This window comes from Streptomyces sp. NPDC050388, assembly GCF_040655635.1.
Lineage (GTDB): Bacteria > Actinomycetota > Actinomycetes > Streptomycetales > Streptomycetaceae > Streptomyces.
This window is the reverse complement of the sequence record NZ_JBFAKH010000022.1, coordinates 1-25807: the sequence shown is the minus strand read 5'-3', so window position 1 is coordinate 25807 and position 25807 is coordinate 1. Positions and strand designations below refer to the sequence as shown.

Here is a 25807-nt window from a genome sequence, read left to right as displayed (position 1 = left end):
CCGGCGGATCAGCAGCCGCCCGGGCCCACCCCGTCGATCCGCCCGCCGAAGTCGCCGAGGTAGCGCGAGCGCCAGTCGCCGTTGAAGACGTTCCGCTTCTCGACCGGCTGCCAGTTCACGAAACAGGCCCGGGTACTGGCCACGAACGAGCCGACGCGGTCGTGCAGGCGCGGCGGCATGTCGCGGTAGCCGCTGCGCGCGGTCCACTCCCAGTAGTCGCCGCCGAAGCCCTCCTTGCTCCAGAAGCACACCGACCCGTCGGGGCAGGACGGGGGCGCGGCCGGCGCGGCGGACGCCGCGTGGGCCGGCAACAGGACCGCGGTCAGGGCGAGGGCGGCGGCGAGGGACCAGGAGCGAATCTTCACAGCACTCTCCATCAGGACGTCGTGGAACCGGATCGCCCCGGCGGACGTGCCGGGGCGATCCCATGCTCCTGGCGGGGCGGGACCGGCCGGCCCGGGACGCCGCCCACACCACCGGATGGAGTGAACCGGAGGCCCGGCAGCGTGCTCCCCGCCGAGCGGCGGACCCGCACGCGCGGGGGCGCGCGGGCCCGGGGCACCGGCGCCCGGCGTCACCGGACCGACTCGACCCGCTCCGGGTGGCCGACCCTCCGACACCCGCAGAACGTGGACCGTTGGCAACGAGGAACCGGAAGAATGCTTCTCCGCCCGCTCCTGGTTGCGGCAGAGTGCTTGCACGCTCGAGCACCGGCCGTCCCTGTGGCAGGGAACTCGTGTGCCTGAGCAACCCGGTGGGCCGCCACCGCGTCGGGATAGTCAGACGGGCGGTACCACCTCGGGAGAGCGATGACGGCAGCAGATGCGGTGCCCGTGGTCTTCGTCCACGGGACGCGCTTCAGCGCGGGACAGTGGAGCGTGCAGCTCGCCGCGCTCCAGGACGAATTCCCGGTGGTCGCCGTCGACCTGCCCGGCCATGGGAAACGCTCGGCTCAACCCTGGAGCCTGAGCAGTGCGACCGAGATCATCGCTTCCGCGGTCGACTCGCTCGGCCGAGGGCCGGCTCTGGTCGTCGGGCACTCGCTCGGCGGATACGCCGCGCTGGAGTTCGCGCGGTGCCGTCCGGAACGACTGCGCGGGCTGATCCTCGCGGGAGCCAGCGCCTCCACCCGCGGCCTCAGGGCATTGCCGTACAGGTGGGTCGCCGGACTGGTCCCCCGTGTACCGGAAGACCGGCTGGCCCGGTGGAACGACCGGTTGCTGCGGCGGCTCTATCCGCCAGAGGTGGTGGAGGCGACCATCCGATCCGGCTACGCCTTCCATACCCTGCCGGCAGCCTGGAGCGAGGTACTGGGGCGCTTCGAGGCGGATGCGATGCGTTCCGTGAAGGCTCCGGTCCTGATCCTGAACGGCGAGAAGGACGTCGTCTTCCGGTCCGGCGAGGCGGACTTCGCCCGCGCGCATCCCCACGCTCGCGTCGAGTTGATCCCGCGGGCCAGGCATCTCGCGAACTTCGACGATCCAGATGCCTTCACCGATGCCGTCCGCCGCTTCGCCCGGCAGCTCCCCGCCGTCAGCTGATCACGGCAACACCGGGTCCACCTGACGTCCCTGAAACCCCATCAACCATTGTGGTGCTCAGCCACAGCAGCTGGTCGCCGACGGCTCCAGCGGTTCGTGACGGATCCGTACCTCGCGGTACGCCCGCCCTCGCGCACGTCCCTCCACGCTCGACAGCGCCCGGCTCCCCAGAAGTGTTCACAGGGCCCTCCCGGCTCCCACCTGCGAAAAGTGCGGGTACAACCCTCGCGGCCCGTCGCGAGTCAGAGACGTTGCGATGAGGTGAGGGCTTCCGTGCGGCCGGGCCATGGGAATGGCATACGATGCGTGCGCCCCTCATAAAGATCACATAAGAGGATGTACACGTCATGACAATCCGTGCTTCGTACCGTTCCCTTCGCGGCATATCCGCCGTTGTCGCCCTGCTCGCGATCGGCGCGGTGGGATGCTCGGACGTCTCCGACGCCGTCGACAGCGCCAAGGACGGCGCGAAGAAGGTGGCCCGCCAGCGCTCGGTGTTCTCGCTGGACGTCGGCGACTGCTACAACCCGAACGGCAAGGCCGAGGGGGAGGCGTACGCCATCGAGATCGTGCCCTGCGAAGAGGCGCACGAGGGCCAGGTCGTCGGCGAGTTCAAGATCGACGAGGGCAAGGAGTACCCCGGCGACGACGAGGTCTCGGCGATCGCGGACGAGCGCTGCTCGGTCGAGGCGCAGAAGTACGCCCCGGACACCTGGGCGCTCCCCGAGGGCGTCGGCCTCTCCTACTACACCCCGACCAAGGAGAGCTGGGCGACGGGTGACCGCGCGGTGAGCTGCACCTACACCGCGGAGAAGGGCACGTTCGAGGGCTCGCTGGACACCGCGAAGTCCCTCAAGCCCGAGCAGACCACGTACCTCGAGGGTTCGAACGCGGTCTACGAGGCCCTGTGGGCGAACCAGCCCGAGGAGGACGTCGAGGAGGACCTGGCCGGCTACAAGGCGCAGGCCAAGGCCGTCGCGGCTGCCCTCGACGCGCACGTCGAGGGCCTGGGCGGCATCGAGGGCACCGAGGTCGGCAAGCTCCGCGCGACGCTGACGAAGGCGGCCGGGAACTGGAAGAAGGCCGCGAACGCCGCCGACGTCGACGCGTTCTACACCGCCTACGACCCGGCGTTCACCGACATCGACCCGAACGAGTCGGTGGCCGCCCGCAAGGAGCTGGGCCTGGTCACCACCGTCCCGGCCGACGAGGCCGAGGTCTGGGCGGGCTGACGCCCCGTCGGATCAGCGGGGCCGTGTCCGTCAGGGACCCGGCCCCGCTTCCTGGGCCTGTTCGTTCTCGACGCCGCCGACAAGGAGGGATCCCTCCCCTCGCCGGCCGCATCCGGCTCGCGGACCGGGACGCGCGGCTGCGGCGACAGCCGCAGCACGGGCGACACCTGCCGATGGGCGTACGAGGGCATCTACGTCTACGGCGCGGACAGTTGCCGGAGCATCGCGTCGGCGCACGTCGGCGGTGTGCCGGCCGTGGCCGGCCCGGACAGGGTGCGGTGGACCGTGATGGGATGGCGGCGTGAGCCGTGCCACCGAAGAGACCAACCGCCGCATGCTCCGGGCGCGGGACGTGATGGACCGCGACTACGCGCAGCCGATGGACGTCCCCGCCCTGGCGCGCATCGCGCATGTGTCACCGGCGCACTTCACGCGGACCTTCCGGGCCACGTTCGGTGAGACACCGCACCGCTACCTCCAGCGCCGCCGGGTGGAACGGGCGATGTTCCTGCTGCGGGAGACCGACCGCAGCGTGACGGCCATCGGCTTCGAGGTCGGCTTCGGCAGCCCGGGTACCTTCAGCCGCACGTTCCGCGACATCGTCGGCCGGTCACCGCGCACGTACCGCAAGGAGGCGACGGCCGTGAGCGTGCCGACGTGCTTCACGATGGCGTGGACCCGGCCGAGTGCCTGATCTTCCGGCAGGCGCTCGGCGCCCGGGAACCGAGCAGTTTTGGATAAGTTTTCTGCCCGCCGACTGGATAGCGTGAGCGTCATGTTCAACGTCATCACACACTCACAGATGTACGTCCTCGACCAGGACGAGGCCCTCGACTTCTACGTCGGCAAGCTCGGTCTGGAGGTCACCGCGGACGTCGACATGGGCTTCATGCGCTGGCTGACCGTCGGCGTCCCCGGCCACCCCGAGCGGCAGATCCTGCTGGAGAAGCCGGGCGCTCCGGCGATGTCGGAGGAGACGGCGGAGCAGGTCCGCGAGCTGGTGACCAAGGGCGCCATGGGCGGTTGGTTCATCCTCACCACGGACGACTGCCGCAAGACCTACGAGAGGTTGCTGGAGAAGGGCGTGGAGTTCACCGAGGAACCCACCGAGCGCCCGTACGGAATCGACTGCGGTCTGCGTGACCCCTTCGGCAACCGCATCCGCTTCACCCAGCCGAAGGTCTGAGACGTTCCGAACGGCTGCCGGACGGGCCGGTGCCGACCCTTACGCTCCGCGGCGCACCTGCGCGGAGCCGGGCGGCCGGTGCCCGTCGCCGCCCGCATCAGCGGTCCGTCCGCCACCGGATCGCCTCTCCCCACTCCGGGTGGTCGACCTTTCGCTGCCTGCAGAATGTTGGTCGTTCGATCGGCTGCGGAGGTCTCTGCCGGTGGATAGCGTGCTGTTCACTGTGAAGGGGCGTGGCCGCATGACAGTCCGTCCGATTCCGCCTCGCGTGGTGACCGCGGAGCGGATCGCCTCCGAGGCGGGATTCAAGAAGAGTTGCATCCCCGAGGTGGGCAAATTGCTCAGGCTGGCCGCTGTCGCGAAGCCCCAGGGGGTCATTGCCGAGAGCGGCACCGGTTCGGGAGTGGGCACCGCCTGGCTGCACAGTGGCCTCGGCGCCGGTGCCCGCCTGGTCACCGTGGAGCGTGACGGGGAACTGGCCCGTCGAGCGGCCGGTGTCTTCGCGGACGACGACCGTGTCAGCGTTCTCACCGGGGACTGGCGGCTGCTCGAGCAGCAGGCCCCCTTCGACGTCTTCTTCTGCGACGGCGGAGGCAAGCGTGACGACCCCGAGGGGGTCATCGGGTTACTCGCTCCCGGTGGCCTGCTCATCCTGGACGACTTCACCCCCTCGCCCCATTGGCCTCCTCGTTTCGGCGGCGAGGTGGACGAACTCCGCCTGTTCTACCTCACCCATCCAGCCCTGGACGCCACCGAAGTACTCACCACGCCGGCCAGTTCGGCGGTTGTCGCGGCGCGCCGCTCCTAGGTTCCGGAGACGAGTGCGGATCTGGTCGGCCCGCTCCAGGATGGTGTGGCCGATACCTTGCCGGCGCCCGCCCGGAACTTCCGCACGAAGATGGAGCGTTGGCAGACCTTAGGCTGCCCGCATGCTGAAGATCGGAATTCCTGTCATCGGTGTCACGGACCTTCCCCGCGCAGTGGCCTTCTGGACGCAGGCCCTGGACCTGGTGGTCGCTGAGGAATGGAAGAGTGAGACGTGGCGGACACTCGACCATGCCGACGGCTCCGGCCAGGCTCTCGGCCTGCTTCGCAGCACGTCGCCCGCGGAGCCGTACCCCCGCCTCCACCTGGACCTTTTCACCGATACGACGGAGGAACAGCAAGCCGAGGTCCAACGACTGATCGGCCTCGGTGCACAGGCCGTCGACTGGGACCTCTACCCGCCCGACCCCGACTTCGTGGTCCTCGCCGACCCGGACGACAACATCTTCTGCGTCGTCGACCTGAGCCGGGCACCCGGTGGCGGCAATCGGCCGACCCCCTGAAGCGGCTGCTCACCAGGCAGCCGTTGCCCCTCGTGGCTCCCGGCCGAGAGGGTCTACAGGGTTCTCACTCGGACGCCCAGGGCTCCAGCAGGTCGCTGAGCAGGTCGGTGAAGGCGTTGTCCAGGGTGTTTTCCCGGAGCCGGTCGCCGGCGGCTTCGGGGCAGAGGGCGACGGGGCGGGCGATCCAGAGGATCTTCCAGGGTCTGGAGGACAGTGCGCGGCCGCCCCAGATCCCGCCGTGCGGGCAGAGGGGATGGAGCAGATCGCCGATGCGGTCCGTCGCGATCCCCACCAGCGGGCCGTCGAGCGCCGTGTGCGCAGCCGCGAACTCCTTGGGGGAGGACCGGGCGAGGGCAGCCGTGGTCGGATGACGGCGGATGGTGCGGACCACCTCCACCAGGTGCCGGGTGATTCCCGGGACCGTGCCGTCGCTCGGGCAGGCACGGTCCGCCGTGACGAAGGCGTCCGCAAGCTCGGCCTGCAGCGCGTGCAGGTGCAGCGCGGTGACGGATTTCCAGTTCTGGTAGAGGAAGTTGCGGGTCGTCCCGCAGTCCCGGGCGACGGAGGCCAGGGGGACGTTCAGGCCCTCGGTGCGCATGAGAGTGCGTACGGTGCTGATCACCCGCCTCGTGCCGTGGAGCTCGGGGTCGTGCCTGAAGGGTGGGCTCATGGCCGCCACCTTGCCGAAAACCGTGAGCAGTTGGCAGGGAAGTGTCCCTTGGGCGCTCAAATGAGTGACATCTGGACAGTGGGGGCTGATGTGCTCACGGTTTTCGCGGGGTGGGTCACTGCTGGAGTGCGGTGATGAACGACGCCCACCCCGCTGCGGAGAAGACCAGCACCGGCCCGTCCGGAACCTTGGAGTCCCGCACCGGCACGCCGCAGCGGTGACCATCGAGTACCTCAAGGCAGCTGCCACCATTGGGGTCGCTGTAGGAGGACTTGCGCCAGCCGCTCATCGTCGGGGTGCCTGCCGCGGTCCGGTCAGTCATGGTGTCCGCACTCCTTCGCAGTGGCCCTGAGCAGGGCGAGTGATTCCTTCAGCGACAGTGCGTCGCTCAGCGCGAGATCGTAGCGATGCTGCAACTCGCGGACAGCGGACGGGGAGTCGTGCAGTCGCCCCATCCGTAGGCCCTCGCTGTATGCCATCGGCGGCTGGTCCTCGAACCACATCAGGGTGAGCATGCTGTCCATCAGCGGATGAAGCCCTACGCCGAACGGCATCACGTGCACGCGGATACGTCCGGTCTCGGCGAGGCGCACGAGGTGGATGAGCTGCTCTGCTCCGTCAGCCTCCCTGTGACAAAAGCTCTGTCACCAGCTCACCTCTGGCGAGCCTGACGGCATCCGTCTCACACTGTGATCGGGTCGCTACACATGGCGACGCCTTCACGGAACCCGAGGTGTTGACGACATGAACCACCGCATCGCCCGGCTCGTCGAGCCGTCGCTCCACCTTCTGATGCCCGGCCGAGGGCGGCACCGGCGGACCGCCTGCCTTGCCGTCCCGCGGACACCCGCTGCCGTCACCGCATCGCCGGCCGTGGAACATGACGGCTCCTGCACCCTCCGGGGCGAGGACAACGCCATGGTCCGCCCCTACCTCGTGGCTCATGAGCGCCGGGCGCGACGCCGTGTGCTGTGGCTCGCCGTGCACGGGGTGGAGGCGGCGGCGTGAGCAGGGGGAGCGGCGAGATGCGCCTGCTGCCCTGGGCGGGGACGGAGGGCAAGCCCTGCTACCTCCTCACCGACGGGACCGGTCCGCTGTCCCGCGTGGCCGACGGCATCGAGCGCGTGCAGCTCGGGATGGCCGATGACCTCCTGGAGCACGCCGCCGACCTGCTGGCCGACCGGCGTGCGACCGCCGACCAGCTCCGGTACCTGCTCGGATGCATGCACGAGGCGCTGACGGACGTCCGCCGCATCGCCGAGAGCCGCGGTGCCCGCGCCGGCGCGGCCGAGCAGTGATGGCGACTGGGTCGGCACGGACGGCGGGCACCCGTGGTGCCCGGGGCGGTGTCGCCGGGCACCACGGGAAACGGTGGGTCGCCGGAACGGTGGGTCACCAGATCGACTCGACCCACTCCGGGTGGTCGATGAACGGGTTGCGGTTGTGCTGGTAGGAGTCGTGGATGACCTGGTTGCGGCGCTTCTCGAAGGCGTCCGGCGGGTCCTGCTCGTTCCACTGCTTCAGGACCGAGAGGCGGCCGTGGTACGGGGCGCTGCCGTTGTTGACGTTGCCGTTGGGCTCCAGGTCGGGCCAGCCGTCGGTGCCCTCGTAGCGGACGGCCATGTAAAGGATCATGCGTGCCACGTCGCCCTTGACGGCGTCGCGCGGCTCGAAGGAGGCGGAGTCGGTGCGGCTGCCGCCGCCGTTGGTGACGGTGCTGCCGCCGTTGTCGAAGTCCTTGTTGCCGCGGATGGAGTTGACCTGGACGTCCTCGGGGCGCAGGTGGTGGATGTCGGTGCCGGGCCCCGTGGCGGTACCGAAATCGCCGTGCGACTTGGCCCACACGTGCTCGCGGTTCCAGTTGCCCACGTTCCCGCCGTTGAGGGACTTGCTGCGGGAGATGCCTGAGTACAGCAGGATCACGTTGTTGCTGTTGTTCGGGTCCTGGTCGGTGACCTTCAGGGCGTCCCAGACGGCCGAGTAGGACAGCTTCGTCTGGCTGCTGATGATCGTGTGCAGGGAGGACTTGAGGGACGTCCCCGTCTTGCCGATCGCGTTCTTGTAGTACGTCGAGTCGTAGTCCGTGGTTGAGCCGGCCGTGGCCGTCGCCACGGTCGTCCCGGTGGTCGTCGCCGTGGCAGGGGTGACGGCCAGGGCGGGGGCGGCGAGGGCCGTGAGGACGGCGGCCGTGGCGAACGCCACCGCTTTCCGACGCCGGGCGCGCATGCGTATCGCGAGCATGTGGGGTGTCCGATCTACGCGGGTTGAATGGCGGTACGGGCATCGTGACATGGGCATGCAGTCAAGGGAATGTACGTGACGTGGCGATTGCGTGACGCCCTTCGGTAGCCCCGACGCCGGGGGCGCGGGGATGAAAACCGCCGCGGAACGCGTTGGAGCCTTCCGGAAGATCAGGACGATCGGATCGTAGGACCGAACCGGAGGGCACCCGCGTGACACCGCAACAGGGATGGGCACGACGACTGACCGGATACGCCTGGCGCTATCCCAAGGACGTCCTCCTGGCCCTGGGTGCCTCCCTCGGCGGCATGGCCGTGATGGCGCTGGTCCCGCTGATCACCAAGGTGATCATCGACGACGTGATCGGCGACCACAGCCGCGCCATGGCCCCCTGGGCGGGCGCCCTGATCGGTGCCGCGCTCCTCGTCTACGTCCTCACCTACATCCGCCGCTACTACGGCGGCCGGCTCGCCCTCGACGTGCAGCACGACCTGCGCACCGAGATGTACCGGTCGATCACCCGGCTCGACGGCCGCCGCCAGGACGAGCTGTCCACCGGGCAGGTCGTCGGGCGGGCGACCAGCGACCTCCAGCTGATCCAGGGTCTGCTCTTCATGTTGCCGATGACCATCGGCAACATCCTGCTGTTCCTGATCTCCCTCGGGATCATGGCGGCGCTGTCGCTGCCGCTCACGGCCGTCGCCCTCGCCGTCGCGCCCGCCCTGTGGTGGATCGCCAAACGCAGCCGCACCCGGCTGCACCCCTCCACCTGGTACGCCCAGGCCCAGGCCGCCGCCGTCGCCGGCGTGGTCGACGGTGCCGTCGGCGGCGTCCGCGTGGTGAAGGGCTTCGGACAGGAGGAGCAGGAGACGGGGAAGCTGCGCGAGGTCGGCCGGCGGCTGTTCGCCGGGCGGCTGCGCACCATCCGCCTGAACTCCAGGTACACCCCGGCCCTCCAGGCCGTCCCCGCCCTCGGCCAGGTGGCGATGCTCGCGCTCGGCGGCTGGCTCGCCGTGCGCGGCAGCATCACCCTGGGCACGTTCGTCGCGTTCTCCACCTACCTCGCCCAGCTCGTCGGCCCGGTCAGGATGCTCGCCGTCGTCCTCACCGTCGGCCAGCAGGCCCGCGCCGGCACCGAGCGCGTCCTGGAGCTGATCGACACCGAGCCGTCCCTCACCGACGGCACCAAGGAGCTCCCCGCCGACGCCCCCGCGACCGTCGAGTTCGACGACGTCTCCTTCGGCTACGAGCCCAGGCACCCCGTCCTCAGCGGCCTCTCCTTCGCGATCCGCCCCGGCGAGACCCTCGCCGTCGTCGGCGCCTCCGGCTCCGGCAAGTCCACCGTCTCCCTGCTCCTGCCACGCTTCTACGACGTCACCGGCGGCGCCGTCCTCGTCGGCGGGCACGACGTGCGGGAGCTGACCACCGAGTCCCTGCGCGCCGCCATCGGACTGGTCCCGGAGGACTCCTTCCTCTTCTCCGACACCGTCCGCGCCAACATCGCCTACGGACGCCCGGACGCGACCGAGGAGCAGATCGTGGCCGCCGCCCGCGCGGCCCAGGCCGACGGGTTCATCACGGAACTGCCCGAGGGCTACGACACCACGGTCGGCGAGCACGGCCTGACCCTCTCCGGCGGCCAGCGCCAGCGCGTCGCACTCGCCCGCGCGATCCTCACCGACCCGCGCCTGCTGGTCCTCGACGACGCCACCTCCGCCGTGGACGCCCGCGTCGAGCACGAGATCCACGAGGCGCTGGCACAGGTCATGCGCGGCCGCACCACCCTGCTGATCGCCCACCGCCGCTCCACCCTCAACCTCGCCGACCGCATCGCCGTCCTCGACGGCGGCCGGCTCGCCGACATCGGCACCCACGACGAGCTCCAGCGGCGCTCCGCCCGCTACCGCCGACTGCTCACCGACCCCGACGAGCTGGGCGGCGTCTCCCCGGGCCACACCCCGTCCGCCGCGCCGCAGGAGACCCACCCGGAGGACACCTCGGTCCGCGCGGAGCTGGACGCCGAGTTCGACGCCGAACGCGGGGTCACCCCCCACCTGTGGACCGGCGACCGCGAGCCCAAGGACACCGCCCTGGCCGACAGCCCGGCCACCCCCGAGCTGCTCGCCCAGGTCGCGGCCCTGCCCCCGGCGAACGACGTCCCCGACGTCGACGAGAGCCGGGCCGTCCAGCGGGAGGAGTCCTACGGCCTGCGCCGCCTGCTGCGCGGCTTCGGCCTGCCCCTGCTGATCAGCCTCGGGCTGGTCGCCGTGGACGCGGCCATGGGCCTGCTGCTGCCGGTGCTGATCCGGCACGGCATCGACGACGGCGTCACCCGGGCCGCCCTCGGCGCGGTCTGGGCGGCCGCCCTGCTCGGCCTGCTCGCCGTGGTCGTCCAGTGGGCCGCGCAGATCGGTGAGATCCGGATGACCGGACGCACCGGCGAACGCGTGCTGTACTCGCTGCGGCTGAAGGTCTTCGCCCAGCTCCAGCGGCTCGGCCTCGACTACTACGAGCGCGAGCTGACCGGCCGGATCATGACCCGGATGACCACCGACATCGACGCCCTGTCGACGTTCCTGCAGACGGGCCTGGTCACCGCGTTCGTCTCGGTGGTCACCTTCTTCGGCATCATGGGCGTCCTGCTGGTGATCGACATCCAGCTCGCCCTGGTCGTCTTCGCCACCCTGCCCCCGCTGATCGTCGCCACGTTCTACTTCCGCCGGGCCAGCGTGAAGGCGTACGAACTGGCCCGGGAACGGGTGTCGACGGTCAACGCCGACCTCCAGGAGTCGGTGTCCGGGCTGCGGATCGTGCAGGCCTTCGGGCGCGAGCGGCACGGCAACCGGCGGTTCACCGAGCGCAGCGCCGACTACCGCGCCGCCCGGATCCGGGGACAGTGGCTGATCTCGGTGTACTTCCCGTTCGTGCAGTTCCTGGCGTCGTCGGCCGCGGCGGCGGTGCTGATCGTGGGCGGGGCCAGGGTCGACAACGGGACGCTGACGACCGGCGCGCTGGTGGCGTACCTGCTCTACATCGACCTGTTCTTCGCCCCGGTGCAGCAGCTCTCCCAGGTCTTCGACGGCTACCAGCAGGCGACCGTCTCCCTGGGCCGCATCCAGGAACTGCTCCGGGAGCCGACGTCCACCGAGGACGCCGAGAAACCCCTCGACGTGCCCTCCCTGCGCGGGCAGATCGCCTTCGAGGACGTGCACTTCGCCTACGGGGACGAGGAGGAGGCGCTCAGCGGCATCGACCTGCGCATCCCCGCCGGGCAGACCGTCGCGTTCGTCGGCGAGACCGGCGCCGGGAAGTCCACCCTGGTCAAGCTGGTGGCCCGGTTCTACGACCCCACCGGGGGCAGGGTCACCGTCGACGGCACCGACCTCAGGGACCTCGACATCACCGCGTACCGGCACCGGCTCGGCGTGGTCCCGCAGGAGGCCTACCTCTTCCCGGGCACCGTCCGCGACGCCATCGCCTACGGCCGCCCGGACGCCACCGACGCCGAGGTGGAGGCGGCGGCCCGCGCGGTCGGGGCGCACGAGATGATCGCCACCCTGGAGGGCGGCTACCTGCACGAGGTCGCCGAACGCGGCCGGAACCTCTCCGCCGGACAGCGCCAGCTGATCGCCCTGGCCCGCGCCGAACTGGTCGACCCGGACGTCCTGCTGCTCGACGAGGCCACCGCCGCGCTCGACCTGGCCACCGAGGCGCAGGTCAACCAGGCGACGGACCGGCTGGCGGGGCGGCGTACGACGCTGGTCGTCGCGCACCGGCTGACCACCGCCGCCCGCGCCGACCGGGTTGTCGTCATGGACCACGGCAGGGTCGCGGAGGACGGCACCCACGAGGAGCTGCTGGCCCGCGACGGGCGGTACGCCGAGCTGTGGCGGACCTTCATCGGGCAGGCCGAACCGGAGGAGCCGGTCGGCGCCGGCCGCTGACCGCGCAACCATCCGCGGTACGCCAGGCGTCCGTATCCGCATACGCCGTTGTGCGCGGCGGATGCGACAGGTGCGATGCGGTTCGGGGGAGGAACGGCAGTGGGCAGTGGAGCGATACGGCGGCGGCTCGCGTTCGGTCTGGCGGTGCTGACCGCGTCGGGGCTGCTCGTCGCCGCAGCACCGGGCGGCGCGCAGGCCGCGGGGCACTGCGCGGGACGCAAGGTGCGCACCCTGCCGTTCTCCACCGGCACCGTGGTCGTCCACAAGCGCGGCGGCTACCTCTGCGCCGTCACCCTCGCCGCGAAGCCCGGCACCCGGCGGACGATGTCGGTGAGCATCCGGGCGCGCGGCGGCCGGCCGGTCGTCGACGAGGGCCGCTACACGCGCTACGCCGGCCCGGTCACCGTGCACGCCGGCCGCCGGTGCGTCTGGGTGAAGGGACGGGTGGGCGGCGGCTCGGTCAGCTCCGGCTGGATCCTGTGCTGAGCCAGGGACACACCCGGCCCAGGGACACATCTGGCCCAGGGGCATACCTGACCCAAGGAAACTCCTGACCGAGGGATATCCCTATGTCCCCTGTTGCTGCGGGGAGTTGGTCCGATAGCTTCCGGCGCACATCTGTCTCACAGGGGAGTGCGCATGCGCAAGGCGCTCAGATGGCTGCTGGCGCTCACGGTGCTCATAGGCACGCTGAGCACGGCCGGGGCGGCCACCGCCGCCGAGCCGGAGGCCACCGGCACCACTGACATCAAGGAGAGACTGCTCTCCGTACCGGGCATGAGCCTGGTCGAGGAGAAGCCGTACACCGGGTACCGCTTCTTCGTCCTCAACTACACCCAGCCGGTCGACCACCGCAGGCCCTCCCGGGGCACGTTCCAGCAGCGGATCACCGTGCTGCACAAGGACGTCGCGCGGCCGACCGTCTTCTTCACCGGGGGCTACAACGTCTCGCCGACGCCCCGCCGCAGCGAGCCCACCCAGATCGTGGACGGCAACCAGGTCTCCCTGGAGTACCGTTTCTTCACCCCGTCCCGTCCCGAGCCGGCCGACTGGTCCAAGCTGGACATCTGGCAGGCCGCCAGTGACCAGCACCGCCTCTTCGAGGCGCTGAAGGGGATCTACTCCAAGAAGTGGATCTCCACCGGCGGCTCCAAGGGCGGCATGACCGCCACCTACTACGAGCGTTTCTACCCGCGTGACATGGACGGTGTCGTCGCCTACGTCGCCCCCAACGACGTGGTGGACAAGGAGGATTCCGCCTACGACCGCTTCTTCGCGAAGGTCGGCACCAAGGAGTGCCGCGACCGGCTGAACGCGGTGCAGCGCGAGGCGCTGGTGCGCCGGGCGCCGCTGCTGAAGAGGTACGCGGCCCTCGCCGCCGAGGACGGCTACACCTTCGACACCGTCGGCAGCCTGGACCGCGCCTACGAGGCGGTCGTCCTCGACTACGTCTGGGGCTTCTGGCAGTACAGCACGGTGGCGGACTGCGAGCAGATCCCGGCGGACGCGAAGAACGCCACCGACGACGAGATCTGGACCTCGATCGACACGATCTCCGGCTTCTCGTTCTACACCGACCAGGGCCTCAGCCCGTACACGCCGTACTACTACCAGGCCGGTACGCAGCTCGGTGCACCGACCATCCGCTTCCCGCACATCGAGAAGAAGTACGTCCGTCACGGCTACCAGCCGCCCCGCACCTTCGTCCCCCGCTCGATCCCGATGAAGTTCGAGCACCGGGCCATGCGGGACGTCGACACCTGGGTGCGGCACAACGCCCGGCACATGCTGTTCGTCTACGGCGAGAACGACCCGTGGGGCGCCGAGCCGTTCCGGCTCGGGCACGGCGCGCGCGACTCCTACGTGCTGACCGCTCCCGGCATGAACCACGGCGCCAACGTGGCCGGTCTGGCCGGTGAGGAGAAGGCGCTGGCGACGGCCCGCATCCTCGACTGGGCGGGCGTCGCGCCGGCCGCGGTCCGGGAGGACCCGGCCGAGGCGAAGCCGCTGGCGGCGTTCGACGCCAAGCTGGACCGGCGGGACGTCGAGCGGGAGCCGGCCCTGCGCCCGTAGGGGACGCGCCGGACGCTCACACCGGGCGGCTCACACCGGGCGGCTCACACCGGGCGGGCGCAGCCCACCGGTGCGGCGCCGCCGAGCCGGACGAAGAGGACCGTGGACGCCGGGCACCGCGACTTGGCGTCCACGGCCTCGGTCACCTTGTACTCCGGCTTGTGCTTCCCCTCGCCGTCGCAGGCCGTCTCGCGGACCTTTCCGCCGGGCAGGCCGTAGACGCAGTCGCCGACGATGGTGCGCGGGCCGCCCCCGCCGCCGGGATCGCCCGGGTGCGGCGGCTGGAGGTTGCGCATGCAGGCGTAGCCGCGCGGCACCGCCCCGTCGCCGTCCTCGTCGAAGGAGGGGTGCTGCTCGCTGATGTGCAGCACGAAGTCCGTGGTGGCCGGGCAGCGCGGCCCGTCGCGCACGGTCCCGTCGTGGCGGGCGACGACCCGGGCCGCCGCCCGTTCGCCGTCGCAGGACACCTCGGTGAAACTGGTCCGGCCGAACGAACTGCACTCGTCGACGTCGAGGAACACCGCCCCGTACCCGGAGGTCCGGGTCGGCGTGGGCGATTCCGTCGCCGTCCGCCGCTCGCCCGGGCGGCCGTCCTCCCCGCCACCGCCGAGCGCGCTCTGACATCCGGTCGACAGCACCGTGGCAAGGGCGGCGAGCGCGCACACCGCTCCCAGGGAACTCCTCATGCGCGTCACCATCCCCCGAAAAACCCCGTCCAGCGTGACCCGCCGGGGCGGGTCACGCCAGACATACGGGATAGTTTGCGCGCGTCGGTGACGGTGTGTCGGGTGTGTGGCGTACAGGCGCTACGTCCATGCGCCCGGACGCGTCCGTACGGGCCGGCCGGTCAGTACGTCAGCCCGTGCCCGACGGGGTACAGCACCGTCGCCGGGTCGTCCGCGCGCTGCACCGGCACCGGCAGCTTCCCGCGCGGCTCCGCCTTGCCCGCGATCACCCGGGCCGCCGCCCGCAGTTCGACGTCGGTCCAGGAGTACGTCGCCAGACACGCCGGTACGGCGGGCAGGTGGGCCACGTCGTACGGGTTGCGGATCGCCACCGCGACCACCGGCCGGCCGGTCGCCAGGAGCTGCTCGACCAGGGTCCGCTGGCTACTGGCCGCCGAGACGTTGTACGTCCCGACGACCACGGCGTCCGCGTCCCGCGCGGCGGCCACGGCCCCGGCGATCGTCGCCGCGGACGGTGCGGTCCCGGTGGACAGGGCGGTGGCCGTGAAGCCCAGCTCGGTCAGCGCCCGGGCGAGCACCCCGGTCGGCGGCCCCGTCGTACCGGACGGGGAGGCCGGGTCGGCGCCGACCACCAGCAGCTTCGGCCGGCTGCGCCGGGACAGCGGCAGCAGGCGCCCCTCGTTGACCAGCAGGGTGGTGGTCCGCTCGGCGATCCGGTCGGCCGCGGCCAGGTGCGCCCGGGTGCCGACGGTGCGGTCGACGCCGCCCGGGGACACGTACGGGTCCTTGAACAGGCCCAGCTTCGCCTTCAGCCGCAGCACCCGCAGGATCGATTCGTCGAGCCGCTCCTCGGTGAGCTCGCCGTCCTGGACGGCCTTCAGGACGGCGTTCCAGGCCACGTCCAGGGACGGCGGGTTGAGCAGCTGGTCCACGCCCGCCTTCAGCGCCAGCACCGGCACCCGGTCGTCGCCGTACTTGGTCCGTACGCCCTCCATGCCGAGGGAGTCGGTGACCACGACCCCGTCGTAGCCCAGTTCCTCGCGCAGGATGCCGGTGAGGATCGGGTGGGAGAGGGTGGCCGGGTCCTCGGAGCCGTCGAGCGCCGGGACCATCAGATGGGCCGTCATGATCGAGTCGATGCCCGCGGCGATCGCCGCCCGGAACGGCGGCGCGTCCAGCCGCTCCCACTGCTCACGGCTGTGGGTGATCACCGGGAAGCCGGTGTGGCTGTCGACGGCGGTGTCGCCGTGCCCGGGGAAGTGCTTGGCGGTCGCCGCGACCCCCGACTGCTGGAACCCGGAGACCTCGGCCGCGACCATCGCCGCCACCGCGCCCGGCTCGGAGCCGAAGGACCGTACGCCGATCACCGGGTTGGCCGGGTTGACGTTCACGTCGGCCACCGGGGCGTAGTCCTGACGGATGCCCAGGGCGCGCAGTTCCCGCCCGGCGATCCGGCCCAGGGTGCGCGCGTCGGAGCGGGAACCGCCCGCGCCGATGGCCATCGCCCCCGGGAACAGGGTCGCCGGCTCGCCGACGCGGGCGACGATGCCGTGCTCCTGGTCGGTGGAGATGAGCACCGGCAGCCCGCGAGGCAGGCCGAGGGACGCCTTCTGGATGCCGTTGGAGAGTCCGGCGATCTGGTGCGGATCGCGGGTGTTGTGCGCCCAGGCGAAGTAGATGATGCCGCCGACCCGGTACTTCTCGAGCAGCTCGGCGGCCGTGCGCACGCCGATCTCCTTGAGGTTGGCGTCGATGTCCGCCTGGTCGGGGTCGGTGGCGGAGTGGCCGTAGACGCGCATCACGAACAGCTGGCCGACCTTCTCCTCCAGGGTCATCCGGGAGATGAGGGCGCGGAGCTTTCTGTCGTCGGGGGAGGCGGGGGAACCGGGAGAGGCGGCGGACGCTCCGGCCGCGTGCGCGGTGCCGCCGGCCGCGAGGGCGGTGGTGACGCCCGCGGTCGCGGCGAGGACGGTACGTCTGGACGGACGTGCGGTGCCCGCCGTGCTTTCCGTGCCTGCTGTGCTTCCCGTGTTCTCCGTGTTCCCCGTGTTCCCCGTGTTTCCCGTGTTTCCCGTGCTGCTGTCGGGCACGTGCGCTCCTTTGGGAGGTGATACGCGACGGAATCCGCTGAAGGTAACTTCCAGGACGCCACCAATATCCGGGAAGTTTCTGCCAGTCAAGGGAGTGCGCGGCACGGGGGGAGCGGGTGCTGCGAGGGAGGGGCCGCCACCGGCGCGCTGGGAGGGGGCGCGCGCCGATGGCGGCGGTGCTGCCGGCCACGGCACGGCGGAGAGGGTAGGTCGGCGATCGCAGCCAGCAACGAGGCCGACACCGCACCACGGAGACTCGTCCGGCAGTCCGAGCATTGGACGGGACGGAGCGGTCGGGGGTTCCAGGGTGCGGGCGGAAATCTCAGGTCGGGGAGGACGGTGTGCGAGCGGCCGCCGGTGACGGAGGGACGGCCGAACGGGCCCGGGCCGCCGGGGACGGGGGCGGCGCGGGGGACCGGCGGGCCGCGACGTCGGGCCAGTGGGCGCGCAGGGTGCGGACGGTCTCCGCGATCGCCGGGCGGCGGGCCGCGCCGGTGCGCCACAGCGCGTACAGGTGCCGTACCGGCACCGGGTCGAGCGGCACCTCCACCACCCCCTCGGGCAGCGGACCGCGCCCGAGCCGGGGGATCAGCGCGATCCCGAGCCCGGCCGCGACCAGGGCGACCAGGGTCGGGTTCTCGTCCGCCTGGTGCACGATCTCCGGCTCGTGCCCGGCGGCCCGGAGGGTGCGCACCAGCCACTCGTGGCAGACCCGCCCCGGCGGCTGGCAGATCCACCGCTCACCGCCCAGCTCCTCCCGCCGCACCGCGCCGCGCCCCGCGAACGGATGCCCGCTCGGCACCAGCAGGTCGCACAGGTCGTCCCCGACGGCCGCCTGGTCCACGCCCGCCGGGGCGGGCAGCGGCGCGATGTCCCAGTCGTGCGCGACGACGAGATCGACTGCCCCCTTGGCCACCAGGTCCACGGACAGGTGCGGGTCGACCTCGGTCAGCCGGGTGTCGAGCGCGGGATGGCGCACGGCCAGATCGGCCAGTACGGACGGCATCAGTCCGCGCGCCGCCGACGGGAAGGCCGCGACGGTCAGCCGCCCGGACGGCACCCCGCGCCGCTCCTCCAGCTCGGTCTCCGCCCGCTCCACGATCGCCAGCAGCTCCTGTGCGGTGGCGACGAGCTGGTGTGCCGCGTCGGTCAGCCGCACCCCCCGGCCCTCCCGCTCCAGCAGCACCGTCCTGGTCTCCCGCTCCAGCTTGGCGATCTGCTGGGAGACGGCCGAGGAGGTGTACCCGAGCGCCACGGCGGCGGCTCCGACGGTGCCGTGGACGGAGACGGCGTGCAGGGCGCGCAGGCGCTGGAGGTCGAGCATGACGGCTCCCTGACCGGTGGGCGGTGTGGTCGGCGGGCGGTGCGACCGGTAAGCGGTGCTTCATCCAACCATGCAGGAATCGTCGCTGGTGCTGAAGTGTTCCGGCGGTGATCCTCGACGTATGCGACCTTCCCACGTCCTGCTCGCCGTTCTCGTCACCGCCGTCTGGGGCGTGAACTTCGTCGTCATCGAGATCGGTCTGGACCACTTCCCGCCGCTGCTCTTCTCCGCCCTGCGCTTCCTCGCGGCGGCACTGCCGGCCGTGTTCTTCGTCGGGCGCCCCAAGGTGGCGTGGAAGTGGATCGCGGGGGTGGGGCTCGCCCTCGGGGTGGCCAAGTTCGGGCTGCTGTTCGTCGGCATGGACGCGGGCATGCCGGCCGGGCTGTCCTCCCTGGTCCTGCAGATCCAGGCGGTGTTCACCGCTGTCATCGCCTTCCTGGTCCTCGGCGAACGGCCCGCGGGCGTCCGGCTCGTGGGCATGGCGGTGGCACTGGCCGGAATCGCCGTCGCCGCCGTCGACGAGGGCGCCTCGGGACCCCTGGGCGCGTTCGCCCTGGTCGTCGCGGCGGCCGCCTGCTGGGGCGTCTCGAACGTGCTGACCCGCAGGGCCGCGCCCGACGACGCCCTGAACTTCATGGTCTGGGTGAGCACGGTGCCGGTGCTGCCGCTGCTGGCGTTGTCGCTGTTCCTGGAGGGCCCCTCGCGGGACCTGGCGGCGCTGGGCTCACTGGACTGGCGGGGAGCGGGCGCACTGCTGTTCGTGGCCTGGGTCGCCACCGTGTTCGGCTTCGGGACCTGGGGGTGGCTGCTGCGCCGTCACCCCGCTTCGACGGTGGCGCCGTTCTCCCTGCTGGTGCCGGTCTTCGGGATGTCGTCGGCGGCCCTGTTCCTCGGCGAGGCGGTGACGCCGCTGCGGTGGTGCGCGGCGGTGCTGCTGGTGGGAGGCGTGGCGCTCGCGTCGGTCACACGGCGGGGGCGGGGCGCGAAGCAGGGCGCCGGGGCGCCGGGCGGCCGACGGGAGGAACCCGTCGGCCGGGGCAGCGGATCCGCCGACCGGGAGTCGGTCAGGCCGAGTCGTTGAGGAGGCGGGAGAGGTGGGCGTGGCCGGGGCCGAGCAGGGCGGGGAGGTCGGCGGCCCGCTCGTACCAGCGCTTCTCGTACTCCCAGCAGAGCCAGCCGTCCCAGCCGTGGCGGGAGAGGATCTCCACGCAGTCGGCCAGCGGCAGGATGCCCTCGCCGAGGGGGAGCGGCGTCGTGTCGTCGGCGGAGGCGATGTCCTTGACCTGGACGTAGCCGAGGTGGGGGGAGAGGGCCGCGAAGCTCTCCGCGGGCTGCTCGCCGCCCAGCCAGGTGTGCATCACGTCCCAGAGGGCGCCCACCTGACGGTGGCCCACGAGGCCGAGGATCCTCATCGCGTCGGCGCCGGTGCGGTGGGAGTCGTGGGTCTCCAGCAGGATGCGGACGCCGACGTCACCGGCGTACCGGGCGGCCGTGCCCAGGCGCCGGGCGGCCGTCGCGTCGGCCTCCTCGGGGGTCTGCTCGGGGGTGCCGCCGGGGAAGACCCGGACGTAGGGGGCGCCGAGGTCGCGGGCGAGGCCGAGGAGGGCGCGGATCTCGTCGACGACGGGGCCGTCCTCGCCCGGCGCGGCGACCCTGGCGTACCCCGCGACACTCAGGACCTCGATGCCGGCCGCCTTGAACCGGGCGGCGACCTCGGTCCGTTCGTCGGGGGTGAGGCCCGGGTTGACCGGTTCCTCGGGGTGGGCGCGCAGTTCGACGCCGTGGTAGCCGTGCGTGGTCGCGAGGCGGAGCACGTCGGTCACGGGCAGGCCGGGGACACCGAGGGTGGAGAACGCCAGCTTCATGTCCACGGACCTACCCGCGACACCCGCCGGCGACTCCCCCTCGGCACCCCGATCCCCCGCGCGGGTCCGTGTCAGGCCTCGCCGGCCCTGCGGTAGACGCACACCTGGGCGCCCGACTTCGCGGTGGCCGTCCGGACCAGCTCGAACGGGCGCTTCACACCGTCGACGGGGAAGATCGACTTGCCGCCGCCCAGGACCACCGGCATGACGACGAGCTGCAGCTCGTCCACCAGGTCCTCACCCAGCAGGGTGCGGACGAGGGTGGGGCTGCCCATCATCGCGAGGTCGCCGCCCTCGGCGGCACGCAGCTCCCGGACGCGGGCGACGGCCTCCCCGGCGGGGATGAGCCGGCTGTTGTTCCAGGTCAGGTCGGACTCGGTCAGGGTGCCGGAGACGACGTACTTCGGCAGGCTGTTGATCCGGTCGGCGAAGGGGTCCCCGGCCTGCTGGGGCCACGCCCCGGCCATCGTCTGCCAGGTGCGGCGCCCGTACAGCAGCGCGTCGGCCTTCTCCAGCGAGGCGTCGAAGGCGCCGCCGAGGACCTCCGGGTCGAAGTACGCGTGCGACCACCCGCCGTGCCGGAAGCCGCCGTCGGTGTCCTCCTCGGGGCCGCCGGGGGCCTGCACGACACCGTCGAGACTGATGAACTCGGTGATCACGATACGCATGGCTGCTGCCGCTCCTCTTGCGCGTCCTGCGCGCTCTGCTCGCTCGGGCGATGACGGAGGTGCAGACCGGCACCGCCGACGGAACTCATCGCTCCCACCGGAAACTCCGCGACGCGCCCGACGCGCACGGTCGACGCGCACGGTCGACGCGCCCACTGCGGCCGACGGCCCGCGGGGCCGAAGCACCGCGTGCCCGACGCGCCCGACGCGCCCGACGCGTCCCGCGCCCGCCACGGTCCGGCCGACGCGCTTTCACGCGGCCGGCGCGTCCTGTATGGCTGGGCGTCCCGCGTCCGACGGGCCCCGCGCGCCGGCGTCGCGGTGACCGGGGCTTCGTATCGAGCGGCCGTGTGACCCTGCGCCCCGCTCACCCCCTGGGGGCACCGGAGGACCCCCGTACCATCAGCTCGCCCCGGACGGACGCGATGCCCCCGGGCGGCGGCTCCTCGCGGCCCATCGCGATCCGGCCGGCCCGTGCCCCCGCCTCGGCGAGCGGCAGCCGTACCGTCGTCAGGGCCGGTACCGCGTCGATGCTGAACGGCAGGTCGTCGAAACCGGCGACCGAGACGTCGTCGGGGATCTTCCGGCCGGAGTCCCGCAGCGCCGCGCACGCGCCCAGCGCGACGGAGTCGTTCGCGGCGACCACGGCGGTCAACCCGGGATCCCTGCGCAGGAGTTCGAGAGTGGCCTCGTAGCCGGACCGGCGGTCGTAGCGGCCGTGGACGGTCCAGCGGGGGTCCTCCTCGATCCCGTGCGCGGCGAGCGCGGCCCGGTGTCCCTCGAGGCGGTGGCGCGTGGTGGTGCGCTCCCGCGGGCCGGCGATGTAGCCGAGGCGGCGGTGGCCGAGCCCGATCAGGTGCTCGGTGAGCTCACGGCCGCCGCCGCGGTTGTCGAAGGTCAGCGCGGTCGCCCCGGTGTCCGGCGCCGGCGGCCGGCCGCACAGCACCACCCGGGTCCCGGCGTCCGCCAGCTTGCGCAGCTTCGCGTCCACGGCCGCCCGGTGCGGGGCGTCCTCGATGGCGCCGCCGGTCAGCACCACCGCCGCGGCCCGCTGCCGCTGCAGCAGCGTCAGGTACGTCAGCTCGCGCTCCGGGGTGCCGCCCGTGTTGCACACGACCGCGAGCCTCTCCCCGCCCGCACGCCCGCCCGGACCCCCGATCTCGGACTGGATCGCGCTCGCCATGATCCCGAAGAACGGGTCGGCGATGTCGTTCACCAGGATGCCCACCAGGTCGGAGGTGGCGGCGGCCAGGGAGCTCGCGGGGCCGTTGAGCACGTAGTCCAGTTCGTCCACGGCCCTCAGCACCCGCTCGCGGGTGGAGGCGGCGACGGGATAGTTCCCGTTCAGCACGCGCGACACCGTCGCGGGGGAGACCTGCGCGCGGGCCGCCACGTCCGCCAGGGTCACCGTCATGTCTCGTCCTCCGGTCGCGCAGGTCGTCTCGTCGTCGTCCACGCCGGGCCCCCGCGCCGCGGTTCCCGGGGCCGCCCGTCGAGCAGACCCTACGGCTCCACGCTCCGTTGTTCGCCCCCTCGAACAAGTCGGATTCGCCATGGTCTTGTCCGGACCGCCGTTCAGAGGCTAGCTTCTAGCTACATAGAAAGCGCTTGCTGTGACGTTCACCAGTCATCGGTCGCCCGCCGTCGGCCCCTGCCGGCCGGCGGCGGCCGGCGCGTGACGGGTGGGGCGTACGCGGCGCGCGGGGACCGCGTACGAAGGGAACGACGTGACACGCAAGACGGTGCGTATCGCCATGAACGGTGTGACGGGGCGGATGGGCTACCGGCAGCACCTCGTCCGCTCCATCCTGGCCCTGCGCGAGCAGGGCGGCCTCGACCTCGGTGACGGCACCGTGCTGTGGCCGGAACCGATCCTGGTCGGCCGCCGCGAGCACGCGCTGAGGGCGCTGGCCGAACGGCACGGCCTGGAGCACGTCTCCACCGACCTGGACGCCGTGCTCGCCGACGAGGGCGTCGACGTCTACTTCGACGCCCAGGTCACCTCCGCCCGCGAGGAGGCCCTCAAGAAGGCGATCGCGGCCGGCAAGCACATCTACACCGAGAAGCCGACCGCCACCGGCCTCGACGGCGCCCTGGAGCTGGCCCGGCTGGCGAACGCGGCCGGCATCAGGCACGGCGTCGTCCAGGACAAGCTCTTCCTCCCCGGCCTGCTCAAGCTGAAGCGCCTCATCGACGGCGGTTTCTTCGGCCGCATCCTGTCCGTGCGCGGCGAGTTCGGCTACTGGGTCTTCGAGGGCGACTGGCAGGAGGCGCAGCGCCCCTCCTGGAACTACCGCGCCGAGGACGGCGGCGGCATCGTCGTCGACATGTTCCCGCACTGGGAGTACGTCCTGCACGGGCTGTTCGGCCGCGTGCGCTCCGTCCAGGCCCTGGCCGCCACCCACGTCCCGCAGCGCTGGGACGAGAACGGCAAGCCCTACGACGCCACCGCCGACGACGCCGCCTACGGCGTCTTCGAGCTCGACGGCGGCGTGATCGCCCAGATCAACTCCTCCTGGGCGGTCCGCGTCAACCGCGACGAACTCGTCGAGTTCCAGGTCGACGGCACCGAGGGCTCCGCGGTGGCCGGGCTGCGGAACTGCCGCGTCCAGCACCGCTCCGCCACCCCGAAGCCCGTGTGGAACCCGGACATCCCCACCACCGAGACCTTCCGCGACCAGTGGCAGGAGGTCCCGGACAACGGCGAGTTCGACAACGGCTTCAAGGCCCAATGGGAGCTGTTCCTCAAGCACGTCTACGCCGACGCCCCCTACCACTGGGACCTGCCGGCCGGCGCCCGCGGCGTCCAGCTCGCCGAGCTGGGACTGAAGTCCTCGGCCGAGGGACGCCGGCTCGACGTACCGGAGATCGCCCTGTGAGCATCCGACTCCCCGCGCCGGACGGGTCGTTGCGGACGTACGAACCCCGCGCCGAACCCCTCTCCCTCACCCCCGGAGCACCCTTCACCTCCCGCACGGTCTTCTCCGCGGCGCACGTCGTCGCCGACCCGTACGCCGACACCACCCCCGACTCGCCCGCCGCCGTCGACTGGGACGCCACCCTCGCCTTCCGCCGCCACCTGTGGTCGCACGGGCTCGGCGTCGCCGAGGCGATGGACACCGCCCAGCGCGGCATGGGCCTGGACTGGGCGGGCGCGGCCGAACTGATCCGCCGCTCCGCCGCCGAGGCGAAGACCGTCGGCGGCCGGATCGCCTGCGGCGTCGGCACCGACCAGCTCGCCTCGGGCGCCCTCGCCGAGGTGCGGGCGGCCTACGAGGAACAGCTCGCGCTCGTCGAGGAGTCCGGCGCGCAGGCCATCCTGATGGCCTCCCGCGCGCTGGCCGCCGCCGCCCGCGGCCCGGAGGACTACCTGGAGGTGTACGGCCACCTGCTGCGCCAGGCCGCCGAACCGGTGATCCTGCACTGGCTCGGCCCCATGTTCGACCCGGCGCTGGAGGGCTACTGGGGCTCCTCGGACCTCGACGCGGCCACCGACACCTTCCTGGAGGTCATCGCCGCGCACCCCGACAAGGTCGACGGCATCAAGGTCTCGCTGCTGGACGCCCGGCGCGAGGTCGACCTGCGCCGCCGCCTGCCGCAGGGGGTGCGCTGCTACACCGGCGACGACTTCCACTACCCCGAGCTGATCGCCGGTGACGACCAGGGCTTCAGCCACGCCCTGCTCGGCATCTTCGACCCGCTGGGCCCGCTGGCGGCGGAAGCGGTCCGGGTCCTCGACACGGGGACCCCGGACAGCACGGACGGCTTCCGCGCCCTCCTCGACCCCACCGTCGAACTCTCCCGCCACCTCTTCCGGGCCCCCACCCGCTTCTACAAGACGGGCGTGGTCTTCCTGGCCTGGCTGGCCGGCCACCAGAGCCACTTCACCATGGTCGGCGGCCTGCAGTCGGCCCGCTCCCTGCCGCACTTCGCCCGCGCCTACGAACTCGCCGACGGCCTCGGCCTGTTCCCCGACCCCAAGCTCGCCGAGGAACGGATGAGGACCCTGCTGCACCTGTACGGGGTGACCCCATGACAGCCGACCTCGCGCGCTTCAGCATCAACCAGATGACGGTCAAGCAGCTCTCCCTGCCGGAACTCGTCGACGCCTGCCGCGACCTGGGCGTGCCGGGCGTGGGCCTGTGGCGCGAGCCCGTCCGGGCGTACGGGCTCGACGCGGCCGCGAAACTGGTCCGGGACGCCGGCCTGACGGTGACGACCCTGTGCCGGGGCGGCTTCCTCACCGCGCTCGACCCCGCCGAGCGGGCCGCCGCCCTCGCCGACAACCGCCGCGCCGTCGACGAGGCGGCCACGCTCGGCACCGACACCCTGGTCCTGGTCTCCGGCGGCCTCCCGGCCGGTTCCAGGGACCTGCGCGGCGCCCGTGAACGCATCGCGGACGCCCTCGCCGAACTCGGCCCGTACGCGGAGCAGCACGGCGTACGGCTGGCCATCGAGCCCCTCCACCCCATGTACGCTTCCGACCGCTGCGTGGTCTCCACCCTCGCCCAGGCCCTCGACCTCGCCGAACGGTTCCCGGCCCGGCAGGTCGGCGTCACCGTCGACACGTACCACGTCTGGTGGGACGACACGGCGCCCGCCCAGATCGCCCGGGCCGGCGCCCAGGACCGCATCCACACCTTCCAGCTCGCCGACTGGACCACCCCGCTGCCCGAGGGCGTCCTCAACGGCCGCGGCCAGATCGGCGACGGCTCGATCGACATGCGCGAGTGGCAGGGGTACGTGGAGGCGGCCGGCTACACCGGGCCCATCGAGGTCGAGCTGTTCAACGACGTCCTGTGGGCCCGGGACGGCCGCGAGGTCCTCGCTGAGACGGCGAGGCGGTTCGTGGAGCACACCGCTTAGAGGTCCTAACAGAGTGCTCGGACGCGCCGGTGCAGGATGAGGCAGACAGCCAACTGCAGGAAGGCGTCATGGATGTCGTCCCGGCGCTCCCAA

General features: G+C 72.0%; 25 protein-coding genes and 1 pseudogene. 15 read left to right on the top strand and 11 right to left on the bottom strand.

Annotated elements, in window-relative coordinates:
- Nucleotides 1-8 precede the first annotated feature (8 nt).
- Complete coding sequence (locus tag AB0I73_RS15090; RefSeq protein WP_363037391.1) at nt 9-365, bottom strand: peptidase inhibitor family I36 protein; 357 nt, start codon at nt 363-365, stop codon at nt 9-11.
- Between the two features lie 444 nt (nt 366-809).
- Between AB0I73_RS15090 and AB0I73_RS15085 the strand changes: the two genes are divergently transcribed.
- The 6 genes from AB0I73_RS15085 to AB0I73_RS15060 all read left to right on the top strand — a co-directional run bounded on the left by AB0I73_RS15085 (nt 810) and on the right by AB0I73_RS15060 (nt 5287).
- Nucleotides 810-1541, top strand: coding sequence for an alpha/beta hydrolase (locus tag AB0I73_RS15085; RefSeq protein WP_363037389.1), 732 nt, complete (start codon nt 810-812; stop codon nt 1539-1541).
- Nucleotides 1542-1888: 347 nt separating this feature from the next.
- On the top strand, nt 1889-2773 hold the full coding sequence (locus tag AB0I73_RS15080) for a septum formation family protein (RefSeq protein WP_363037387.1): 885 nt from the start codon (nt 1889-1891) through the stop codon (nt 2771-2773).
- Between the two features lie 301 nt (nt 2774-3074).
- Nucleotides 3075-3467: an AraC family transcriptional regulator gene (locus AB0I73_RS15075; protein WP_363037385.1), complete on the top strand. Its 393-nt coding sequence runs from the start codon at nt 3075-3077 to the stop codon at nt 3465-3467.
- 81 nt (nt 3468-3548) lie between these two features.
- Nucleotides 3549-3959: a VOC family protein gene (locus tag AB0I73_RS15070; protein WP_363037383.1), complete on the top strand. Its 411-nt coding sequence runs from the start codon at nt 3549-3551 to the stop codon at nt 3957-3959.
- A 241-nt stretch (nt 3960-4200) separates the two neighbouring features.
- Nucleotides 4201-4767 carry a class I SAM-dependent methyltransferase gene (locus AB0I73_RS15065; RefSeq protein ID WP_363037381.1) on the top strand — a complete coding sequence of 189 codons (567 nt, stop codon included), beginning with the start codon at nt 4201-4203 and terminating at the stop codon, nt 4765-4767.
- 121 nt (nt 4768-4888) lie between these two features.
- Nucleotides 4889-5287 carry a VOC family protein gene (locus AB0I73_RS15060; protein WP_363037379.1) on the top strand — a complete coding sequence of 133 codons (399 nt, stop codon included), beginning with the start codon at nt 4889-4891 and terminating at the stop codon, nt 5285-5287.
- A gap of 64 nt (nt 5288-5351) precedes the next feature.
- Here the strand turns inward: AB0I73_RS15060 and AB0I73_RS15055 are convergent, their stop codons facing one another.
- The 3 genes and pseudogenes from AB0I73_RS15055 to AB0I73_RS15045 form a co-directional block, all read right to left on the bottom strand.
- Nucleotides 5352-5957 carry a hypothetical protein gene (locus AB0I73_RS15055; protein ID WP_363037377.1) on the bottom strand — a complete coding sequence of 202 codons (606 nt, stop codon included), beginning with the start codon at nt 5955-5957 and terminating at the stop codon, nt 5352-5354.
- 115 nt (nt 5958-6072) lie between these two features.
- The gene (locus AB0I73_RS15050; RefSeq protein WP_363037375.1) at nt 6073-6279 is read right to left on the bottom strand and encodes a DUF397 domain-containing protein; all 207 of its coding nucleotides are present in this window, start codon (nt 6277-6279) and stop codon (nt 6073-6075) included.
- Nucleotides 6272-6571: pseudogene (locus AB0I73_RS15045) on the bottom strand (Scr1 family TA system antitoxin-like transcriptional regulator); the annotation flags it as partial. The gene AB0I73_RS15050 and the pseudogene AB0I73_RS15045, both read right to left, overlap by 8 nt.
- A 130-nt stretch (nt 6572-6701) precedes the next feature.
- Between AB0I73_RS15045 and AB0I73_RS15040 the strand changes: the two are divergent.
- Together AB0I73_RS15040 and AB0I73_RS15035 are read left to right on the top strand one after the other, a co-directional pair.
- On the top strand, nt 6702-6965 hold the full coding sequence (locus AB0I73_RS15040) for a hypothetical protein (RefSeq protein WP_363037373.1): 264 nt from the start codon (nt 6702-6704) through the stop codon (nt 6963-6965).
- 17 nt (nt 6966-6982) lie between these two features.
- Nucleotides 6983-7255: a hypothetical protein gene (locus AB0I73_RS15035; RefSeq protein ID WP_363037500.1), complete on the top strand. Its 273-nt coding sequence runs from the start codon at nt 6983-6985 to the stop codon at nt 7253-7255.
- A gap of 94 nt (nt 7256-7349) precedes the next feature.
- On the opposite strand, the gene AB0I73_RS15030 is transcribed toward AB0I73_RS15035, so the two are convergent.
- Nucleotides 7350-8198 (bottom strand): endonuclease, encoded by an 849-nt coding sequence (locus AB0I73_RS15030; RefSeq protein ID WP_363037371.1) that lies wholly within the window; start codon nt 8196-8198, stop codon nt 7350-7352.
- A gap of 212 nt (nt 8199-8410) precedes the next feature.
- On the opposite strand from AB0I73_RS15030, the gene AB0I73_RS15025 reads away from it, so the two are divergent.
- The 3 genes from AB0I73_RS15025 to AB0I73_RS15015 all read left to right on the top strand — a co-directional run bounded on the left by AB0I73_RS15025 (nt 8411) and on the right by AB0I73_RS15015 (nt 14215).
- Nucleotides 8411-12142, top strand: a complete 3732-nt coding sequence (locus AB0I73_RS15025; RefSeq protein WP_363037369.1) for an ABC transporter ATP-binding protein — start codon at nt 8411-8413, stop codon at nt 12140-12142.
- Nucleotides 12143-12241: 99 nt separating this feature from the next.
- A complete protein-coding gene (locus AB0I73_RS15020) occupies nt 12242-12628 on the top strand; it encodes a hypothetical protein (RefSeq protein ID WP_363037367.1) in 387 nt (128 codons plus the stop codon).
- A 153-nt stretch (nt 12629-12781) separates the two neighbouring features.
- Complete coding sequence (locus AB0I73_RS15015) at nt 12782-14215, top strand: S28 family serine protease (RefSeq protein ID WP_363037365.1); 1434 nt, start codon at nt 12782-12784, stop codon at nt 14213-14215.
- A 44-nt stretch (nt 14216-14259) separates the two neighbouring features.
- Here AB0I73_RS15015 and AB0I73_RS15010 read toward each other — a convergent pair whose 3' ends face one another.
- The 3 genes from AB0I73_RS15010 to AB0I73_RS15000 form a co-directional block, all read right to left on the bottom strand.
- A complete protein-coding gene (locus AB0I73_RS15010) occupies nt 14260-14901 on the bottom strand; it encodes a hypothetical protein (protein WP_363037363.1) in 642 nt (213 codons plus the stop codon).
- A 161-nt stretch (nt 14902-15062) separates the two neighbouring features.
- Complete coding sequence (locus AB0I73_RS15005; protein WP_363037361.1) at nt 15063-16991, bottom strand: glycoside hydrolase family 3 protein; 1929 nt, start codon at nt 16989-16991, stop codon at nt 15063-15065.
- 322 nt (nt 16992-17313) lie between these two features.
- On the bottom strand, nt 17314-18315 hold the full coding sequence (locus tag AB0I73_RS15000) for a LysR family transcriptional regulator (protein WP_363037359.1): 1002 nt from the start codon (nt 18313-18315) through the stop codon (nt 17314-17316).
- A 121-nt stretch (nt 18316-18436) separates the two neighbouring features.
- On the opposite strand from AB0I73_RS15000, the gene AB0I73_RS14995 reads away from it, so the two are divergent.
- A complete protein-coding gene (locus AB0I73_RS14995; RefSeq protein ID WP_363037357.1) occupies nt 18437-19396 on the top strand; it encodes an EamA family transporter in 960 nt (319 codons plus the stop codon).
- Here AB0I73_RS14995 and AB0I73_RS14990 read toward each other — a convergent pair.
- The 3 genes from AB0I73_RS14990 to AB0I73_RS14980 form a co-directional block, all read right to left on the bottom strand.
- Nucleotides 19380-20180: a sugar phosphate isomerase/epimerase family protein gene (locus AB0I73_RS14990; protein ID WP_363037355.1), complete on the bottom strand. Its 801-nt coding sequence runs from the start codon at nt 20178-20180 to the stop codon at nt 19380-19382. The genes AB0I73_RS14995 and AB0I73_RS14990 overlap by 17 nt on opposite strands.
- Nucleotides 20181-20251: 71 nt before the next feature.
- Nucleotides 20252-20848 (bottom strand): dihydrofolate reductase family protein, encoded by a 597-nt coding sequence (locus AB0I73_RS14985; RefSeq protein WP_363037353.1) that lies wholly within the window; start codon nt 20846-20848, stop codon nt 20252-20254.
- Nucleotides 20849-21215: 367 nt separating this feature from the next.
- On the bottom strand, nt 21216-22262 hold the full coding sequence (locus AB0I73_RS14980) for a LacI family DNA-binding transcriptional regulator (RefSeq protein WP_363037351.1): 1047 nt from the start codon (nt 22260-22262) through the stop codon (nt 21216-21218).
- Nucleotides 22263-22575: 313 nt separating this feature from the next.
- Here AB0I73_RS14980 and AB0I73_RS14975 point away from each other — a divergent pair, with 313 nt between their 5' ends.
- Genes AB0I73_RS14975 through AB0I73_RS14965 form a run of 3 tightly spaced genes read left to right on the top strand, consistent with a single transcriptional unit; the run spans nt 22576 to nt 25714 of the window.
- The gene (locus AB0I73_RS14975; RefSeq protein WP_363037349.1) at nt 22576-23727 is read left to right on the top strand and encodes a Gfo/Idh/MocA family oxidoreductase; all 1152 of its coding nucleotides are present in this window, start codon (nt 22576-22578) and stop codon (nt 23725-23727) included.
- Nucleotides 23724-24884: a dihydrodipicolinate synthase family protein gene (locus tag AB0I73_RS14970; protein WP_363037347.1), complete on the top strand. Its 1161-nt coding sequence runs from the start codon at nt 23724-23726 to the stop codon at nt 24882-24884. The genes AB0I73_RS14975 and AB0I73_RS14970 overlap by 4 nt, the downstream gene beginning before the upstream one ends.
- Nucleotides 24881-25714, top strand: coding sequence for a sugar phosphate isomerase/epimerase family protein (locus tag AB0I73_RS14965; protein WP_363037345.1), 834 nt, complete (start codon nt 24881-24883; stop codon nt 25712-25714). Before AB0I73_RS14970 ends, AB0I73_RS14965 begins: the two co-directional genes overlap by 4 nt.
- Nucleotides 25715-25807: the final 93 nt, after the last annotated feature.

Coding starts and splice junctions, on each gene's coding strand:
- AB0I73_RS15000 (WP_363037359.1), bottom strand. CDS start 18,315: ATGCTCGACCTCCAGCGCCTGCGCGCCCTGCACGCCGTCTCCGTCCAC.
- AB0I73_RS15040 (WP_363037373.1), top strand. CDS start 6,702: ATGAACCACCGCATCGCCCGGCTCGTCGAGCCGTCGCTCCACCTTCTG.
- AB0I73_RS15055 (WP_363037377.1), bottom strand. CDS start 5,957: ATGAGCCCACCCTTCAGGCACGACCCCGAGCTCCACGGCACGAGGCGG.
- AB0I73_RS15035 (WP_363037500.1), top strand. CDS start 6,983: ATGCGCCTGCTGCCCTGGGCGGGGACGGAGGGCAAGCCCTGCTACCTC.
- AB0I73_RS15030 (WP_363037371.1), bottom strand. CDS start 8,198: ATGCTCGCGATACGCATGCGCGCCCGGCGTCGGAAAGCGGTGGCGTTC.
- AB0I73_RS15080 (WP_363037387.1), top strand. CDS start 1,889: ATGACAATCCGTGCTTCGTACCGTTCCCTTCGCGGCATATCCGCCGTT.
- AB0I73_RS15015 (WP_363037365.1), top strand. CDS start 12,782: ATGCGCAAGGCGCTCAGATGGCTGCTGGCGCTCACGGTGCTCATAGGC.
- AB0I73_RS15010 (WP_363037363.1), bottom strand. CDS start 14,901: ATGAGGAGTTCCCTGGGAGCGGTGTGCGCGCTCGCCGCCCTTGCCACG.
- AB0I73_RS15070 (WP_363037383.1), top strand. CDS start 3,549: ATGTTCAACGTCATCACACACTCACAGATGTACGTCCTCGACCAGGAC.
- AB0I73_RS15060 (WP_363037379.1), top strand. CDS start 4,889: ATGCTGAAGATCGGAATTCCTGTCATCGGTGTCACGGACCTTCCCCGC.
- AB0I73_RS14980 (WP_363037351.1), bottom strand. CDS start 22,262: ATGACGGTGACCCTGGCGGACGTGGCGGCCCGCGCGCAGGTCTCCCCC.
- AB0I73_RS15050 (WP_363037375.1), bottom strand. CDS start 6,279: ATGACTGACCGGACCGCGGCAGGCACCCCGACGATGAGCGGCTGGCGC.
- AB0I73_RS14965 (WP_363037345.1), top strand. CDS start 24,881: ATGACAGCCGACCTCGCGCGCTTCAGCATCAACCAGATGACGGTCAAG.
- AB0I73_RS15065 (WP_363037381.1), top strand. CDS start 4,201: ATGACAGTCCGTCCGATTCCGCCTCGCGTGGTGACCGCGGAGCGGATC.
- AB0I73_RS14985 (WP_363037353.1), bottom strand. CDS start 20,848: ATGCGTATCGTGATCACCGAGTTCATCAGTCTCGACGGTGTCGTGCAG.
- AB0I73_RS14990 (WP_363037355.1), bottom strand. CDS start 20,180: ATGAAGCTGGCGTTCTCCACCCTCGGTGTCCCCGGCCTGCCCGTGACC.
- AB0I73_RS14995 (WP_363037357.1), top strand. CDS start 18,437: ATGCGACCTTCCCACGTCCTGCTCGCCGTTCTCGTCACCGCCGTCTGG.
- AB0I73_RS15085 (WP_363037389.1), top strand. CDS start 810: ATGACGGCAGCAGATGCGGTGCCCGTGGTCTTCGTCCACGGGACGCGC.